General features: G+C 63.5%; 18 protein-coding genes and 1 pseudogene. 15 read left to right on the top strand and 4 right to left on the bottom strand.

Features of this window, described 5'->3' with window-relative positions:
* Positions 1-73: 73 nt before the first annotated feature.
* The 4 genes from F7P65_RS06295 to F7P65_RS06310 form a co-directional block, all read right to left on the bottom strand.
* A complete protein-coding gene (locus F7P65_RS06295) occupies positions 74-316 on the bottom strand; it encodes a DUF2842 domain-containing protein (protein WP_150290909.1) in 243 nt (80 codons plus the stop codon).
* Positions 313-891 carry a 5-formyltetrahydrofolate cyclo-ligase gene (locus F7P65_RS06300; protein WP_150290910.1) on the bottom strand — a complete coding sequence of 193 codons (579 nt, stop codon included), beginning with the start codon at positions 889-891 and terminating at the stop codon, positions 313-315. The genes F7P65_RS06295 and F7P65_RS06300 overlap by 4 nt, the downstream gene beginning before the upstream one ends.
* Positions 892-1,089: 198 nt before the next feature.
* Entirely contained in the window at positions 1,090-1,425 is a 336-nt protein-coding gene (locus F7P65_RS06305; RefSeq protein WP_150290911.1) for a cell division protein ZapA, read from the bottom strand.
* Complete coding sequence (locus F7P65_RS06310) at positions 1,418-1,612, bottom strand: hypothetical protein (RefSeq protein ID WP_240334220.1); 195 nt, start codon at positions 1,610-1,612, stop codon at positions 1,418-1,420. Before F7P65_RS06310 ends, F7P65_RS06305 begins: the two co-directional genes overlap by 8 nt.
* Before the next feature lie 173 nt (positions 1,613-1,785).
* Between F7P65_RS06310 and tkt the strand changes: the two genes are divergently transcribed.
* From tkt to nuoF, 15 genes and pseudogenes are all read left to right on the top strand, one after another.
* Positions 1,786-3,753 carry a transketolase gene (gene tkt / locus F7P65_RS06315; protein WP_150290912.1) on the top strand — a complete coding sequence of 656 codons (1,968 nt, stop codon included), beginning with the start codon at positions 1,786-1,788 and terminating at the stop codon, positions 3,751-3,753.
* A 37-nt stretch (positions 3,754-3,790) separates the two neighbouring features.
* Entirely contained in the window at positions 3,791-4,801 is a 1,011-nt protein-coding gene (gap, locus tag F7P65_RS06320; protein WP_150290913.1) for a type I glyceraldehyde-3-phosphate dehydrogenase, read from the top strand.
* 75 nt (positions 4,802-4,876) lie between these two features.
* Positions 4,877-6,079, top strand: coding sequence for a phosphoglycerate kinase (locus F7P65_RS06325; protein WP_150290914.1), 1,203 nt, complete (start codon positions 4,877-4,879; stop codon positions 6,077-6,079).
* A gap of 122 nt (positions 6,080-6,201) precedes the next feature.
* The gene (locus F7P65_RS06330) at positions 6,202-7,098 is read left to right on the top strand and encodes a fructose bisphosphate aldolase (protein WP_150290915.1); all 897 of its coding nucleotides are present in this window, start codon (positions 6,202-6,204) and stop codon (positions 7,096-7,098) included.
* 85 nt (positions 7,099-7,183) lie between these two features.
* The gene (gene thiE / locus F7P65_RS06335; RefSeq protein ID WP_150290916.1) at positions 7,184-7,882 is read left to right on the top strand and encodes a thiamine phosphate synthase; all 699 of its coding nucleotides are present in this window, start codon (positions 7,184-7,186) and stop codon (positions 7,880-7,882) included.
* A 65-nt stretch (positions 7,883-7,947) separates the two neighbouring features.
* Entirely contained in the window at positions 7,948-9,036 is a 1,089-nt protein-coding gene (locus tag F7P65_RS06340) for a L,D-transpeptidase family protein (RefSeq protein WP_150290917.1), read from the top strand.
* Positions 9,033-9,602, top strand: coding sequence for a M23 family metallopeptidase (locus tag F7P65_RS06345; protein ID WP_150290918.1), 570 nt, complete (start codon positions 9,033-9,035; stop codon positions 9,600-9,602). Before F7P65_RS06340 ends, F7P65_RS06345 begins: the two co-directional genes overlap by 4 nt.
* A 100-nt stretch (positions 9,603-9,702) precedes the next feature.
* Complete coding sequence (gene efp / locus F7P65_RS06350; RefSeq protein ID WP_037450119.1) at positions 9,703-10,266, top strand: elongation factor P; 564 nt, start codon at positions 9,703-9,705, stop codon at positions 10,264-10,266.
* 146 nt (positions 10,267-10,412) lie between these two features.
* Positions 10,413-11,228, top strand: a complete 816-nt coding sequence (locus F7P65_RS06355; protein WP_150290919.1) for an inositol monophosphatase family protein — start codon at positions 10,413-10,415, stop codon at positions 11,226-11,228.
* Positions 11,229-11,357: 129 nt separating this feature from the next.
* The gene (locus tag F7P65_RS06360) at positions 11,358-11,732 is read left to right on the top strand and encodes an NADH-quinone oxidoreductase subunit A (protein WP_150290920.1); all 375 of its coding nucleotides are present in this window, start codon (positions 11,358-11,360) and stop codon (positions 11,730-11,732) included.
* Positions 11,723-12,277 carry a NuoB/complex I 20 kDa subunit family protein gene (locus F7P65_RS06365; RefSeq protein WP_476749602.1) on the top strand — a complete coding sequence of 185 codons (555 nt, stop codon included), beginning with the start codon at positions 11,723-11,725 and terminating at the stop codon, positions 12,275-12,277. Before F7P65_RS06360 ends, F7P65_RS06365 begins: the two co-directional genes overlap by 10 nt.
* Before the next feature lies 1 nt (position 12,278).
* Positions 12,279-12,884 (top strand): annotated as a pseudogene (locus F7P65_RS06370) (NADH-quinone oxidoreductase subunit C); the annotation flags it as partial.
* Positions 12,885-12,913: 29 nt separating this feature from the next.
* Positions 12,914-14,149, top strand: coding sequence for an NADH-quinone oxidoreductase subunit D (locus F7P65_RS06375; protein WP_150290922.1), 1,236 nt, complete (start codon positions 12,914-12,916; stop codon positions 14,147-14,149).
* Positions 14,149-14,817 (top strand): NADH-quinone oxidoreductase subunit NuoE, encoded by a 669-nt coding sequence (nuoE, locus tag F7P65_RS06380; protein ID WP_150290923.1) that lies wholly within the window; start codon positions 14,149-14,151, stop codon positions 14,815-14,817. Before F7P65_RS06375 ends, nuoE begins: the two co-directional genes overlap by 1 nt.
* Positions 14,814-16,130 (top strand): NADH-quinone oxidoreductase subunit NuoF, encoded by a 1,317-nt coding sequence (nuoF, locus tag F7P65_RS06385; protein WP_150290924.1) that lies wholly within the window; start codon positions 14,814-14,816, stop codon positions 16,128-16,130. Before nuoE ends, nuoF begins: the two co-directional genes overlap by 4 nt.
* Positions 16,131-16,132: the final 2 nt, after the last annotated feature.

Here is a 16,132-nt window from a genome sequence, read left to right on the forward strand (position 1 = left end):
GCCTGCGCTGGGGTGACGATGGGGGCGTTAACGTGACGGAGGGGCGGGCGTTCCCTCACCACCCATCTTCACATCACAAGCCGCGCCAGCGTCCCGTCTCCATCCACGCCAGCAACCGCCGCAGCGGCAGCACCCAGATCCAGACCAGGCCGAGAAAAACATAAATGGGCACCTGTGCGATCATGGGCAGGCGGCCGATCAGGGCCGACAGGCTGCCGACCAGCACGGCCCAAAGCGCGATCAGCCCCAATATGATGAACATGCCCGCCGGTTTGCGCCAGCTTGGCTTATAGACGTGCCGGGGGTCGATGCTCATGCTTCGTGGCTTTCGATCAGTTCGACTTCGGTCAGGATCAGGTGCAGCGGCAGATCCCACGGATCGGCGGGCAAGGCGTCATGCTCCTGCACCGACCAGGCGAGGCCTACGCGCAGGGCGTCGGGATAGCGGGCGAAGATCCGGTCATAATAGCCGCCGCCCTGCCCAAGCCGGTTCATCGCCCGGTCGAAGCCGACCAGAGGCGCGATGATGACGTCGGGAGTCACCGGATCGCCGACGGGTTCGGGATGGCTGGTGCCGAACAGGCCGGGGAACAACTGGTCCTCTGGCCGCCAGCTCAGGAAATCCATGCTGCCCAGGCGATCGATCACGCGGGGCAGGGCGATGGTCTTGCCCATGGCCTGAAGCGGCGCGGCCAGCCGCTGGGCGGGGGCTTCGTCGTCCAGGCCCATATAGAGAGCCACCACCTGCGCGTCGGCCAGGCGCCGGGCGAGGGGCGAAGGGACCACCTTGAACGCCAGCCGGTGAGCCAGAGGATCGAGCGAGGCCACGAAAGCGCGACGCCTCTGCCGGGCGATGGCGCGCAGGGCCGCCTTGTCGGTATCGTCGCTCATCTTGCGCCTTGGGTTGCGGGAGGGAGGGTGACGGGACCACCTCGGCCGTGTGCTGGAATATCCTCTGACGCCTCAACGTCAGGTGGGGACCATGTAGATCGGGCCGGAACCCGCCCAGGGACAGCCCCCTTGGATGTGATTATCGCCTCAGGGATGTTCGCTAAAGCTCGTACCGCGCAGTGCCCGTCGCCATTCTATTTAGGCTTGGGGCGCAGCGGCGGCAAGTCTGTCGCGCAGCTTTTCTATGCGGGTGGCGAGGGATTCGAGTGCGCGGACGGCGGGTTCGTCCTCCGGCTCCAGCGCCAGGCTCTGTTGGCGGCCGATGGCCTCCCGCTTCAGGTCGTTGAGTTCGTCGGCCATGAAAAGGGCGGCGAAGAGGAGCGTGCGCACTTCGGTCAGGCCCGGCGTGTTCTGCTGCGCCAGCCGAGCCTTGCGCTCGATCAGATTGGCGAGATGGGCGAGATGCGCTTCCTCGCCGTCGCGGCAGCGCAGGTCATAGACGCGCCCGGCGATATGCAATGTCGTTTCAGCCACCGGCCTGCCCCTTGAGTTCCGTGATAAGACTGTCCAGCGATTGCAACGCCGCGCGGGCGGCAGAGGCATCCATGCCGGGAGATATGTCGGAGGGGGCGGCCGATAAAAGGCCGTCCACATCCTGTTCGAGCCGGCCGATCGCACGCTCCAGCGTGGCGATCGCCTTCATCATGCGGTCGCTTGCCATGTGTCCACGCATAGACAAAGTTTTCACCGTGCAAAAGCCGTCATTGGGCGGCTTGGCGCACCCCTGGGGCCACCTATAGTTGACGCATTGTCCCGGAGTCGACAAAGGGGGCGCAATTTCGATTCGCCGGCCTTACAGGGGGCCGCTTGCAAGCAGGAAAGGCGCCAGCCTCGATGACCGTTTCCGAAAAGTCGCTCGCCAATGCCATCCGGGCGCTCTCCATGGACGCCGTGCAGGCCGCGAACAGCGGTCATCCGGGCATGCCGATGGGGATGGCGGACGTCGCCACAGTGCTGTTCGGCGATTATCTGAAATTCGATCCCAAGGCGCCGAAATGGGCCGATCGCGACCGTTTCGTCCTGTCGGCGGGCCATGGATCGATGCTGATCTACTCGCTGCTGCACCTGACCGGCTATGCCAAGCCGACCATCGAGGATATCGCGAATTTCCGCCAGCTGGGCAGCCCCTGCGCCGGTCACCCCGAGAATTTCGAGCTGGCGGGCGTCGAGGCGACCACGGGGCCGCTGGGTTCGGGGCTGGCCACCGCCGTCGGCATGGCGATTGCCGAGCGGCATCTGAACGCGCAGTTCGGGGACGATCTGGTCGATCACCGGACCTGGGTGCTGGCCGGCGACGGCTGCCTGATGGAAGGCATCAACCATGAGGCGATCGGTCTGGCGGGCCATCTGAATCTCGGTCGCCTGATCGTTCTGTGGGACGACAACAAGATCACCATCGACGGTTCGGTCGACCTGTCGAGCAGCGAGGATGTGCGCGCTCGCTACGCCGCGACCGGCTGGCATGTCGTGTCCTGCGACGGCCATGACGTCGCCGATGTGCGTCGCGCCATTGATGAGGCGCTGGCCGATCCGCGTCCGTCGCTGGTCGCCTGTGCCACAAAGATCGGTTATGGCGCGCCTAACAAGGCGGGCACTTCGGGCGTGCATGGTTCCGCACTGGGCGAGGCCGAAGTGGCTGCGGCCCGCGAGTTCCTTGGCTGGGATGCCGCGCCCTTCGTGATCCCCGACGACATTGCCGCGGCGTGGAAGGCCATCGGCGCCAAGGGCGCGGACGTTCGAGCCGCCTGGGAAGGCCGTCTGGACGGCAGTGCGCAGAAGGCGGAATTTTCGCGCCGCATGGCGGGCGAGTTGCCCGCCGGTTTCTCGCTGGACGCCTATATCGACACGCTGATCGCTAATCCGCAGAAGGTCGCGACCCGCAAGGCGAGCGAACTGACGCTGGGCGCGATCAACGATCTGCTGCCTGAGACGCTGGGCGGTTCGGCGGACCTCACCGGCTCCAACAATACCAAGACCAAGTCGACCGGACCGCTGACCAGGGACGATTATTCGGGCCGCTATGTCTATTATGGCATTCGCGAATTCGGCATGGCCTGCGCGATGAACGGCATGGCGCTGCATGGCGGTGTCATCCCCTATGGCGGCACCTTCCTTGTGTTCTCCGACTATATGCGCGGCGGCATCCGTCTGGCCGCGCTCCAGCAGACCCGCGCGATCCATGTGCTGACGCATGATTCCATCGGTCTGGGCGAAGACGGCCCGACGCACCAGCCGATCGAGCATGTCATGTCGCTGCGCATGATCCCCAATCTCGACGTCTATCGTCCGGCGGACATTGTCGAGACGGCGGAGTGCTGGGAACTGGCGCTCAAGGATGCCGAAGGCCCGTCGGTGCTGGCGCTGACCCGTCAGAATCTGCCGCAGCTCCGCACGGAGAAGGCGGGCGAGAATCTCTGCGCCAAGGGTGCCTATCGCCTGCGCGCCGCAAGTGCCGAGCGTAAGGTTGTGCTGATCGCCACCGGCTCCGAAGTCGAGATCGCCGTCGCCACCGCCGCGCTGCTGGAAGAGCGGGGCATCGGCGCCGACGTCGTTTCCATGCCGAGCTGGGCGCATTTCGAGGCGCAGCCGCAGGCGTATAAGGATGATCTCCTTCCGCACCATGTCCTGCGCTGCTCGATTGAGGCAGGGACGACCTTCGGGTGGGAACGCTATACCGGCATTGCCGGCCTGCGCTTTGGCATCGACACGTTCGGCGCCTCGGCTCCGGCGGAAGTGCTCTACGATCATTTCGGCCTGACCGCCGCCAAGATCGCGCCGCAGATCGCGGCCGCGCTCGACTGAAATTTAGACCAACCGTCAAAATCGGGAGACAACAGCAGTGGCAACGAAGGTAGCAATCAACGGTTTCGGCCGTATCGGCCGTCTGGTGGCGCGCGCCATTCTTTCGCGCACCGACCATGATCTGGAACTGGTGAGCATCAACGACCTGGGCGACGCCAAGGCGAACGCCCTGCTGTTCAAGCGCGACAGCGTCCACGGCAACTGGGCCGGCGAAGTCAGCGTCGACGGCGACGCATTGGTCATCAACGGCAAGCGCATCGCTGTCACCGCCGAGCGTGACCCGGCCAAGCTGCCGCACGCCGCGCAGGGCGTGGACATCGCTCTGGAATGCACGGGCATTTTCGCCAGCAAGGAAAAGGCGAGCGCCCATCTGACCGCCGGTGCCAAGCGGGTCGTCATTTCCGCGCCTGCCACGGGCGTCGACAAGACCATCGTGTTCGGCGTCAACCATGACGCGCTGAGCGCCGACGACATCGTCATCTCGAACGCCAGCTGCACCACCAACTGCCTGGCCCCGCTCGCCAAGGTCCTGCACGACGCCATCGGCATCGAAAAGGGCTTCATGACGACGATCCATAGCTACACCAACGACCAGAACACGCTGGATCAGCTGCACAGCGACATGCGCCGCGCCCGCGCCGCTGCCCTGTCGATGATCCCGACCACCACCGGCGCCGCTCGCGCCGTGGGTGAGGTTCTGCCCGAGCTCAAGGGCAAGCTGGACGGCTCGTCGGTGCGCGTGCCGACCCCGAACGTCTCGGTCGTTGACTTGAAGTTCATCGCCAAGCGCGAAACGAACAAGGAAGAGGTCAACAATCTGCTGAAGGCCGCTTCGGAAGCTGGTCCGCTCAAGGGCGTTCTGGGCTATTCGGACGAGCCGCTGGTGTCGATCGACTATAATGGCGATGCCCGCAGCTCGACCGTCGACAGCCTGGAAACAGCGGTCATCGAAGGCACGCTGGTCCGCGTGCTTAGCTGGTACGACAATGAATGGGGCTTCTCGAACCGCATGATCGACACCACGGGTGTCGTGGCGAAGTTCCTCTAAGCGACACGAACCCCGCCGGAACGCTCCGGCGGGGTTTTTCATCACTGACTAGTTATACGATCACAGGGAGCGATCATGGCCAAGCCGTTCAAGACACTCGACGACATGGGGGACATCACGGGCAAGGTGGTGCTGGTGCGCGAGGATCTGAACGTGCCGATGCAGGATGGCTCCGTCAGCGATGACACCCGCCTGCGCGCCGCCATGCCGACCGTGCTGGAACTGGCCGATCGCGGCGCCAAGGTGCTGATCCTCGCCCATTTCGGCCGTCCCAAGGGGCAGAAGAACCCGGAATATTCGCTGTCCAAGATCACCCGCCCGCTGACGGCCGTGCTGGGGCGCGACGTGCAGTTCATCCCCGATTGCCAGGGCGAAGCAGCGATCGACGGCATCAAGGTCATGCGCAACGGCGACATCGCGATCCTCGAAAACACCCGCTTCCATGCCGGTGAGGAAAAGAACGATCCGGCGCTGGCCGAAGCGATGGCGGCGATTGGCGATCTCTATGTGAACGACGCTTTTTCGGCCGCGCACCGCGCCCATGTTTCGACTGAGGGTCTGGCGCACAAGCTGCCTGCCTTCGCTGGCCGCTCGATGGAAAAGGAACTGGACGCGCTTCAGGCGGCGCTGGGCGAGCCGGTAAAGCCGGTCGCGGCGGTGGTCGGCGGTGCGAAGGTGTCGACCAAGCTCGACGTGCTCAACAATCTTGTCGCCAAGGTCGATCATCTGATCATTGGCGGCGGCATGGCCAACACCTTCCTTTTTGCGCGCGGCGTCGATGTCGGCAAGTCGCTGTGCGAAAAGGATTTGAGCGAAACGGCCGAGGCGATTTTCGACAAGGCCGAGGCTGCGGGCTGCACCATCCATCTGCCCTATGATGTGGTGGTGTCGAAGGAATTTGCGGCAAACCCCGCTTCGCTCCGCACCTGCAATGTGCATGAGGTGGCCGAGGATGAAATGATCCTCGACGTCGGACCTGCCGCCGTCGAGGCGCTGGGCGACGCGATCAAGAATTGCCGGACTTTGGTCTGGAACGGGCCGCTTGGCGCATTCGAGATCGCACCCTTCGACAAGGCGACCGTCGCGCTCGCCAAGACCGCTGCGGCGCTGACCAAGGAAGGGGGCCTCACCTCCGTCGCGGGCGGCGGCGATACCGTCGCGGCGCTTAACCATGCGGGCGTGGCGGGCGATTTCAGCTTCGTGTCGACCGCTGGCGGTGCTTTCCTCGAATGGATGGAAGGCAAGGAGCTGCCCGGCGTGAAGGCGCTGATGGCCTGATAGAATTGCGGGGTGGCCTTTAAGAGTGGCCCGCCTCGCTCGACTGTGGACGCCGTGCAAGGCGTCCTCCTTTCATGTGCGCTGCCGGAGGGGTGGCGCTTCAGACAAAGAGGTATGTGCAGATGCAGTTCGAGGACATGAAGGCGAAGATCGAGGGCGGCAACGGCTTCATCGCGGCGCTCGACCAGAGCGGCGGTTCGACCCCCAAGGCGCTCAAGGGCTATGGCATCGAGGACGACGCCTGGACCAATGAAGAGGAAATGTTCGGCCTGATCCACGCGATGCGCAGCCGCATCATCACCTCGCCGGTTTTCTCGGGCGAGAAGGTGCTGGGCGCGATCCTGTTCGAGCGCACCATGGACGGCGAAGCGGGCGGCCAGTCCGTGCCGCAGGCGCTGATCGAGCGCGGCGTGGTGCCGTTCATCAAGATCGACAAGGGTCTGGAGGATGAGGCGAACGGCGTGCAGCTGATGAAGCCCAATCCGACCCTCGACACGCTGCTGCACCGTGCCAAGGCGCTGGGCGTGTTCGGCACCAAGGAGCGTTCGGTCATCAACCTCGCCAACCGCGAGGGCATTGCCGCCGTCGTCAAGCAGCAGTTCGAAGTCGGACAGCAGGTGCTGGCCGCCGGCCTGGTTCCGATCATCGAGCCGGAAGTGAACATCAAGAGCCCTGAGCGCGCTGACGCCGACCAGATTCTGCTGGAGGAAATCCTCAAGAATCTCGACGCGATGACGGGCGATGACAAGGTCATGCTGAAGCTGTCGCTGCCGGTCAAGGCCGGCCTGTTCGATCCGCTGGTCGACCATCCGCGCGTGCTGCGCGTCGTGGCGCTGTCGGGCGGTTTCTCGCGCGCCGAAGCCTGCGTCGAACTGGCCAAGAATCGCGGCATCATCGCCAGCTTCAGCCGCGCGCTGCTGAACGATCTGCGCCACCAGATGAGCGACGCCGAGTTCAACGCCTCGCTGGGCGAAGCGATCGACGAAATCCACGGCGCTTCGACCAAGAAGGCGGCCTGATTTTCCAAAAGGCTATGGCGGTTGTCGAACGAACGGCGCCGCCATAGCCCTTTCGTCGGCCGTGGCCTTGCTCTACTGAGCAGCCATGACCGATTTCACCGACGAGGAACTGGCCCTCGATCCGCATTTCGCAGACCGTTTCGAGCAGGGCTTCCGCCCGGCCTGCCAGCTTTATTTGATTTCGCCGCCGAAGATCGAGGCGAACTTTGTCGATAGCCTGGCCGCTGCCTTTGACGGGGACAAAGACGGGCCGAGAATCGCAGCCTTCCAGTTACGTCTGAAGGGGCTGGACGATGATGCCATTGCCCGCGCCGCCGAGCCGTTGCAGAAGCTTTGCGCAGACCGGAATGTCGCTTTCATCATCAACGACAGTGTGGCGCTGGCCCAGCGGCTCGGCGCGGACGGCGTGCATCTGGGGCAGGGGGACGGCGATCCCAAGGAAGCGCGCAAGCTGCTCGGGCCCAAGGTGCAGATCGGCGTCACCTGCCATGACAGCCGCCATCTGGCCATGGAAGCGGGCGAGGCGGGGGCGGATTATGTCGCCTTCGGGGCCTTTTATCCCACGACCACCAAGGAAACCCATTACCGGCCCGATCCGTCGATCCTGAGCTGGTGGACGGCGCTGTTCGAATTGCCCTGCGTCGCGATCGGCGGGATCACGGCGGACAACGCCGTGCCACTGGTGAAGGCAGGGGCCGATTTCCTGGCGGTGAGCGGAGCGGTGTGGAACCATCCCCAGGGTCCGCAGGCCGGCGTGGCGGCTTTCAGGGCGGCGGGTCTGTAAGGGCTTCGGTTCGCAGCTTTCTGCAATTTCGCGCGTTTCTCCCTGATAAAAGGAGAGAATGGCTCGTGAAAAACACTTCCCTGATCCTGACGCTGCTGTGCGCGGCCTGCAACATGTCGGTGACGGAGGCGAACGAAAGCGCCGCCTCCAACACGATGCCGGAGGCGCAGCCCAGACCTGCGGCACCGGCTCCCGATCCCTATGCCTTCGTCATCGTGCCCGAGCCGACGGGTGCGCCCGCGCGCGTGGAGGCCATCCTTCAGGCGCAGGTGGCGCTGGACCGGGCGGGATTCTCGCCCGGCGTGCTGGATGGGAAGGAAGGCATGTCCTTCACCAGCGCTCTTAAAGGGTTTCAGGAGGCACGGGGGCTGCCCGCCAACGGCAAATATGATGAGGCGACAGCCAAGGCGCTACTCGGCGACCGGCCCCAGCCCGCGACATGGCTGGTGACGATTCCGGCTGGCTTTGCCAAGGGGCCGTTCTTCAACGTGCCCAAAGGGTTGGACAAGCAGGCTGCGTTGCCCGCGCTTGGCTATCGCAATTTGCTGGAGAAACTGGCGGAGCGCTTCCATACCAAGCCGGAGGTTCTGGTGGCGCTCAACCAGCCCGATACGAAGGTGGCGGCGGGGACGACGATCCGGGTGCCGGCGATTGCGAACCAGCCAGTCGCGCGGATCGAGGGCGACGAGCGCGGCTGGGGCGAAACGCTGGCCGGGCTGGGGGTGGCGAAAGACCAGCCGCAGGCCGACCATGTTGTCGTGGACAAGTCGGACGGCGTGCTGCGGGCTTATGATTCCGACAATCGGTTGATCGCCCAATTTCCCGCAACCATGGGATCGCAGCATGATCCTTTGCCCATTGGAACGTGGGAAATCAAGGGTTTGAGCCGCAATCCTGATTTTCATTATAATCCAGACCTTTTCTGGGATTCTTCGGCCAAGGATCAAAAGGCGGTGTTGAAGCCCGGTCCCAATGGGCCGGTCGGCGTGGTGTGGATCGACCTGTCCAAGCCACATTATGGCATTCACGGCACGCCCGAGCCGCAGTTGATCGGACGGACGGAGAGCCATGGCTGCATCCGCCTGACCAATTGGGATGCGGCGCGTCTGGCGCAGATGGTGAAGTCGGGCGTCAAGGCGGTGTTTCAGGAATGAGGCCGCGGGGCTGGGCGGGGGTCGGGCTTGCCCTTCTGCTCGGCGTCGGCTTCCTCCATTTTTGCGTGCGGATCGTTCCGGCCGATGCGCCTGCGCCGGTTTCGGCACCTCGTCCCGCCTCCGCCGAACTGGGCGAGTTGCTGATACCCGTCGAGGGCGTGCCGCCATCGGCGCTCACCGATACCTTCACCCAGGCACGGGCCAGCGGCGCGCGGCCGCATGATGCGATCGACATCATGGCGGCGCGGGGCAGGGCGGTGCTGGCGGCGGCGGATGGATGGGTGGAGAAACTGTTCTGGAGTGCGGACGGCGGCCGGACCGTCTATCAGCGATCGCGCGACGGGCGGCGCATCTATTATTATGCGCATCTCGACAGCTATGCGCCTGGCCTGGCCGAGGGGCAGCCGATCCGGCGCGGCCAGCGGATCGCCAGTGTCGGCAGCAGCGGCAACGCCGATCCGACCGCCCCGCATCTGCATTTCGCGGTGCATGAAATGGCCGCGGGCGAACGCTGGTATGGCGGGCGTGCGGTCAATCCTTATCCGCTGCTTGCCAGGCCGCGATAAGGGCTGCCTCTTGCCCTTCGCGCCGTCAGCCTGTATGGGCGCGCGCAGCCTCATACAGGCCGGCTCTTTTCACCTTCAGACATATAGGCAGGCTCTTCCCATGAAGATCAGCGGCGTCGAGATTCGTCCCGGCAACAACATCGAATATGACGGCGGCCTGTGGCGCGCCGTGAAGATCCAGCACACGCAGCCCGGAAAGGGCGGCGCCTATATGCAGGTGGAACTCAAGAATCTGATCGACGGGCGCAAGAATAATGTGCGCTTCCGGTCGGCCGAGACGGTCGAGCGCATCCGACTCGACACCAAGGATTTCCAGTATCTTTATGCAGAAGGCGACATGCTCGTCTTCATGGACACGGAGACCTATGAGCAGATCAACCTGCCGCAGGACCTGATCGGCGATGCCGCCGCTTTCCTGCAGGACGGCATGATGGTCATCCTGGAAATGTATGAAGAGCGCCCGATTTCCGTGCAGCTCCCCGAAACCATCGAAGCGACGGTCGTGGAGGCCGACGCCGTGGTGAAGGGCCAGACCGCTTCGGCCAGCTACAAGCCTGCCATCCTCGACAATGGCGTGCGCGTCATGGTGCCGCCGCATATCGTCACCGGCACGCGCATCGTCGTCGACGTGTATGAGCGCGAATATGTGAAGCGCGCGGACTGACATGATTGTCTCCCCTCCCGCTGGCGGGAGGGGTCTGGGGTGGGCGGCAAGCGAAAGCAAGCCTTCTGCCCCTTCCTTTTGAGGGCCGCTGGCGCGGCCTCCCACCCCCGGCCCCTTCCGCTTGCGGAAGGGGGGAGAAGAGAAAAATGGTATCGCACTCGGGCCTTCTGACCGTCATGGAACGCGCCGCGCGCAAGGCCGGCTCCAAGCTGCGCCGCGACTTTGGCGAGGTCGAGCATCTCCAGGTGTCCCGCAAGGGGCCGGCGGACTTCGTGTCCAAGGCCGACAAGCAGGCGGAAAAGACACTGGTCGAGGAATTGCAGAAGGCGCGGCCCGACTGGGGCTTCCTGCTGGAAGAGGGCGGCGAGATTGCCGGCGATCCCACCAAGCCGCGCTGGATCATCGATCCGCTCGACGGCACCACCAACTTCCTGCACGGCATCCCGCATTTCGCCATCTCGATTGCCGTCGAGGAACCGCTTTTCGGCGGATCGAAGCGCGAGGTGACGAGCGGTATCGTCTATCAGCCGGTCACTGACGAAACCTATTGGGCGGAAAAGAGCCGGGGCGCCTGGCGGCATGACCAGCGGCTGCGGGTATCGGCGCGGCGCGATCTGGGCGAATGTCTGATCGCCACGGGCATCCCGTTCATGGGCCATGGCAATATGGCGGAATGGACGCGCATCTTCGGCGCGGTGGCGCCGTCGGTGGCGGGCATCCGGCGTTTCGGTGCGGCTTCGCTCGACCTCGCCCATGTGGCGGCGGGGCGCTATGACGGCTTCTGGGAAAGCGGTTTGCAGCCCTGGGACGTGGCGGCCGGCCTGCTGATGGTGCGCGAGGCGGGCGGCTTCGCGACCGACTTCCGGGGCGGCGACCAGCCGATCGAGCGGAAGGAAGTCATTGCCGGGAATGACGCCATTCACAGCAAGTTGCACAAGCTGGTGGCCGGCGCGCTCCGCTGAAGATCATGCTTTCGCTAGCGTGACTTGGCCTGTGCAACTGTTGCGAATCATTCTCACAGGTTCGCCCCTTGCTTCGCATATGCGGCAGGCCTAAAGCGCCAACACATTTCATTCGCCCAGGGGATTCCGTTGGTCGATCTTGCCCAATATCTGCCGATCCTGATTTTTCTCGGGATCGCCTTGCTGCTTTCGAGCGCGTTCGTATTCCTGCCGATGCTGGTGGGGCGCCTGACCGGAGCGCATCAGCCCGATCCGGCCAAACTTTCCGAATATGAATGCGGTTTTCCGGCATTTGAAGAGCCGCGCAGTCAGTTCGACGTGCGATTCTACCTCGTCGCCATCCTGTTCATCATCTTCGATCTGGAAGCGGCGTTTCTCTTTCCCTGGGCGGTCAGCCTCGACCAGATCGGCTGGGCCGGCTGGGCGACGATGATGATCTTCATAGCGGAGCTGGTGCTCGGCCTCGTCTATGCGTGGAAGAAGGGAGCACTCGATTGGGAGTAGAACTTGACCGTCCCATCCCCGGCACCATGCCGCCGGTGGGAACGCAGCCCGACCAGAATTTCTTCAATGCGCTGAACAGCGAGGTCAGTGACAAGGGTTTCCTCGTCACCTCGACCGAGGAGCTGTTCCAGTGGGCGCGGACCGGATCGCTGTGGTGGATGACCTTCGGCCTCGCCTGCTGCGCGGTGGAGATGATCCACGTCAACATGCCGCGTTATGACATGGAGCGTTTCGGCGCCGCGCCGCGCGCGTCCCCGCGCCAGTCGGACGTGATGATCGTCGCGGGAACCCTCTGCAACAAGATGGCCCCGGCGCTCCGCAAGGTCTACGACCAGATGTCCAACCCGAAATATGTGATTTCGATGGGCAGCTGCGCAAATGGCGGTGGCTATTATCACTATAGCTATTCCGTGGTGCGCGGCTGCGACCGGATCGTGCCGGTCGACATCTATGTGCCGGGTTGTCCGCCGACCGCCGAAGCGCTGCTTTACGGCGTGATGCAGTTGCAGCGGAAAATCCGCCGGATTGGGACGGTTGAGCGTTAATATGGGTCATTCTGCTCCTAAGATCGCGACCATTGACGGGATCGCGCAGGAAATCGCCGGTCTGCTGGGTTCGATGCTGGTCGAAACGGTCGACCATGCCGATGAGCTGAGCTTCACCGTGGTTCGGGAAAAGCTGGCCGATGCCATGGCTCTGCTGAGGGATCGCGCCCACTATCAGCAACTCATGGAAGTGGCGGGCGTCGATTATCCGGAACGGCCGGACCGTTTCGAGGTCTGCTATCATCTGCTCAGTGTTACGCGGAACCATCGCATCCGCCTCAAGGTGTCGACCGACGAGAATATGCCCGTGCCGACCGTCACGCATCTCTGGCCCGTCGCGGGTTGGCTGGAGCGGGAAGTGTTCGACATGTATGGGGTCATCTTCGAAGGCAATGCCGACCTGCGCCGCATCCTGACCGACTATGGCTTCAAGGGGCATCCGCAGCGCAAGGACTTCCCGCTGACCGGCTATGTCGAATTGCGCTATTCCGAGGAAGACAAGCGCGTGGTCTATGAGCCGGTTCGCCTCGCGCAGGACTTCCGCAGCTTCGACTTCATGAGCCCGTGGGAAGGCGCGCAATATGTGCTGCCGGGCGACGAAAAGGCTGAGGCCAAGGACCAGGGGAGCAAAGCCTGATGTCCGATTATTTGGAAAAGCTGGATCATGTGACCGACGCGGTCGACCCGACCTATGGTGACACGCAGATCCAGAACTACACGATCAACTTCGGTCCGCAGCATCCGGCTGCGCACGGCGTTCTGCGTCTGGTCATGGAACTGGACGGCGAAATCGTCGAACGCTGCGACCCGCATGTCGGCCTGCTGCATCGCGGCACCGAGAAGCTGATCGAGTACAAGACCTATTTGCAGGCGCTGCCCTATTTCGACCGGCTGGACTATTGTTCGCCGCTCGGCATGGAGCACAGCTATGTGCTGGCCATCGAAAAGCTGCTGAATCTGGAAGTGCCGCTGCGCGCGCAATATCTGCGCGTGTTCTTCGCGGAACTGACGCGCATCTGCAATCACATGCTCAACCTCGGATCGCACGTCATGGACGTCGGCGCGATGACGCCGAACCTGTGGCTGTTCGAAATCCGCGAGGATTGCCTCAACTTCTTCGAACGCGCTTCGGGCGCCCGCATGCACTCGGCCTATTTCCGGCCGGGCGGCGTGCATCAGGATGTGCCGCTCAAGCTGCTGACGGATATTGCTGACTGGCTCGACACCCGCCTGCCGCGCCTGTTCGAGGATGCGATGAGCCTGGTGGTCGACAACCGCATCTTCAAGCAGCGCAATGTCGACATCGCGGTCGTGTCCAAGGAAGACGCGCTGAAATGGGGCTTCTCCGGCCCGATGATCCGTGGGTCGGGTATCCCCTGGGACATCCGCAAGGCGCAGCCTTACGACGTCTATGACCGGATGGACTTTGATGTTCCGGTCGGTACCAACTTCGACTGCTACGACCGGTTCATGGTCCGCGTCGAGGAAGTCCGCCAGTCCGCGCGCATCATGAAGCAGTGCCTGAGCGAGATGCCCGAAGGGCCGATCGCCAGCTTCGACCGCAAGGTGTCGCCGCCCAAGCGTGGGGAAATGAAGCGCTCGATGGAAGCGCTGATCCACCATTTCAAGCTCTATACCGAGGGCTTCCATGTGCCCGCTGGCGAAGTCTATGTGGCGACCGAAAGCCCCAAGGGCGAATTCGGCGTCTATCTGGTCGCGGACGGTTCCAACAAGCCCTACCGCTGCAAGATCCGCCCGACCGCCTTTAGCCACCTTCAGGCAATGGATTTCATGATGAAGGGCCACATGCTGGCCGATACCACCGCTGTCCTGGGCGCCATGGACATCGTGTTTGGAGAATGTGACCGCTAATGGCTGACGCAGTTCATATCCCGGACGAGGCCGAAACCCGCGCGCGCTGGGGCGCGTTCGCGTGGACGGCCGAGAATGCCGAACAGGCGAAGAAGGTGATTGCCCGCTATCCCGCCGGACGTCAGCAGTCGGCGGTGATGCCGCTGCTCGATCTGGCCCAGCGTCAGGTGGGTGCGGACACGCAGACCAATGGCTGGCTGCCCGTGCCGGTGATGGAATATATCGCCGACCAGCTCGAAATGCCGTACATGCGCGTTTACGAGGTCGCGACCTTCTACACCATGTATAACCTCGCGCCGGTCGGCCGCTATCATGTGCAGGTCTGCGGCACGACGCCCTGCATGCTGCGCGGTTCGGACGATGTGTTTTCGGCCTGCAAGAATAAGGGTCTGGTCAAGGGCGGCACGACGCCGGACGGCCTGTTCACCCTGAGCGAAGTGGAGTGTCTGGGCGCCTGCACCAATGCGCCGATGGTCCAGATCAACGACGATAATTTCGAAGACCTGACCTATGACAGCATGAGCGCGATCCTCGACGATCTCGCCGCTGGCAAGCAGCCCAAGATCGGGCCGCAGATCGAGCGCCAGACCAGCTGCCCCGAGGGTGGGCCGAGCACGCTCAAGGAGATGGTCAGCGAAAATCACGATTATCGGGGGGATTGGGCATGAGCGACGTCATCGCACCCCTTGCCGACAAGGATCGCATCTTCACCAACGTCTATGGCTTCCAGGATTGGGGCATCGACGCGGCGATGAAGCGCGGCGATTGGGACAACACCAAGAAGCTGCTGGAAATCGGCCAGGACGAAATCATCGAACGCATCAAGGCCAGCGGCCTGCGCGGTCGTGGTGGTGCCGGCTTCCCGACCGGCATGAAGTGGAGCTTCATGCCCAAGGAAAGCAAGGATGGCCGTCCGAGCTTCCTCGTTATCAACGCTGACGAATCCGAGCCGGGGTCTTGCAAGGACCGCGAAATCGTCCGCCACGATCCGCACAAGCTGCTGGAAGGCGCGCTGATCGCCGGTTTCGCGATGCGGGCGCGCGCCGCCTATATCTATATTCGCGGCGAGTTCATCTATGAGGCGAAGGTGCTCTTCGCCGCCGTCGAGCAGGCCTATGAAAAGGGCTTCCTGGGCAAGAATGCCTGCGGGTCCGGCTATGATTTCGACGTCTTCGTCCATCGCGGCGCGGGCGCATACATCTGCGGCGAGGAAACCGCGCAGATCGAAAGCATCGAGGGCAAGAAGGGCCAGCCGCGCCTGAAGCCGCCTTTCCCGGCGGGTGCGGGCCTCTATGGCTGCCCGACCACGGTGAACAATGTGGAGTCGATCGCGGTTGGCCCGACGATCCTGCGCCGTTCGCCCGAATGGTTCGCCAGCTTCGGCCGCGAGAACAACAAGGGCACCAAGCTCTTCCAGATCAGCGGCCATGTGAACAAGCCCTGCGTCGTCGAGGAATCGATGGGCATCAGTTTCAAGGAACTGATCGACCGGCATTGCGGTGGCATTCGCGGCGGCTGGGACAATCTGCTGGCGGTGATCCCCGGCGGGTCCTCGGTTCCGCTGGTGCCGGCGAAGGAGATCATGGACGCGCCGATGGACTTTGATGGTCTGCGCGCTTTGGGTTCCGGCCTTGGCACCGCCGCCGTTATCGTCATGGACAAGTCGACCGACATCGTCCGCGCCATTTCGCGCCTCTCCTACTTCTACAAGCATGAGAGCTGTGGCCAGTGCACGCCCTGCCGCGAAGGCACTGGCTGGATGTGGCGCGTGATGGAGCGCCTGCGTTCGGGCGAGGCCGACATCAGCGAAATCGACATGCTTCAGCAGGTCACCAAGCAGGTCGAAGGCCACACCATCTGCGCGCTCGGCGATGCGGCGGCCTGGCCGATCCAGGGCCTGATCCGGCACTTCCGCCCGGAAATCGAGCGCCGGATCAACGAAAACAAGGGTAGCGCCCCCGTCATGGAGGCAGCGGAGTAACC

The organism is Sphingobium estronivorans, assembly GCF_008692605.1.
Taxonomy (GTDB): Bacteria; Pseudomonadota; Alphaproteobacteria; order Sphingomonadales; family Sphingomonadaceae; genus Sphingobium; species Sphingobium estronivorans.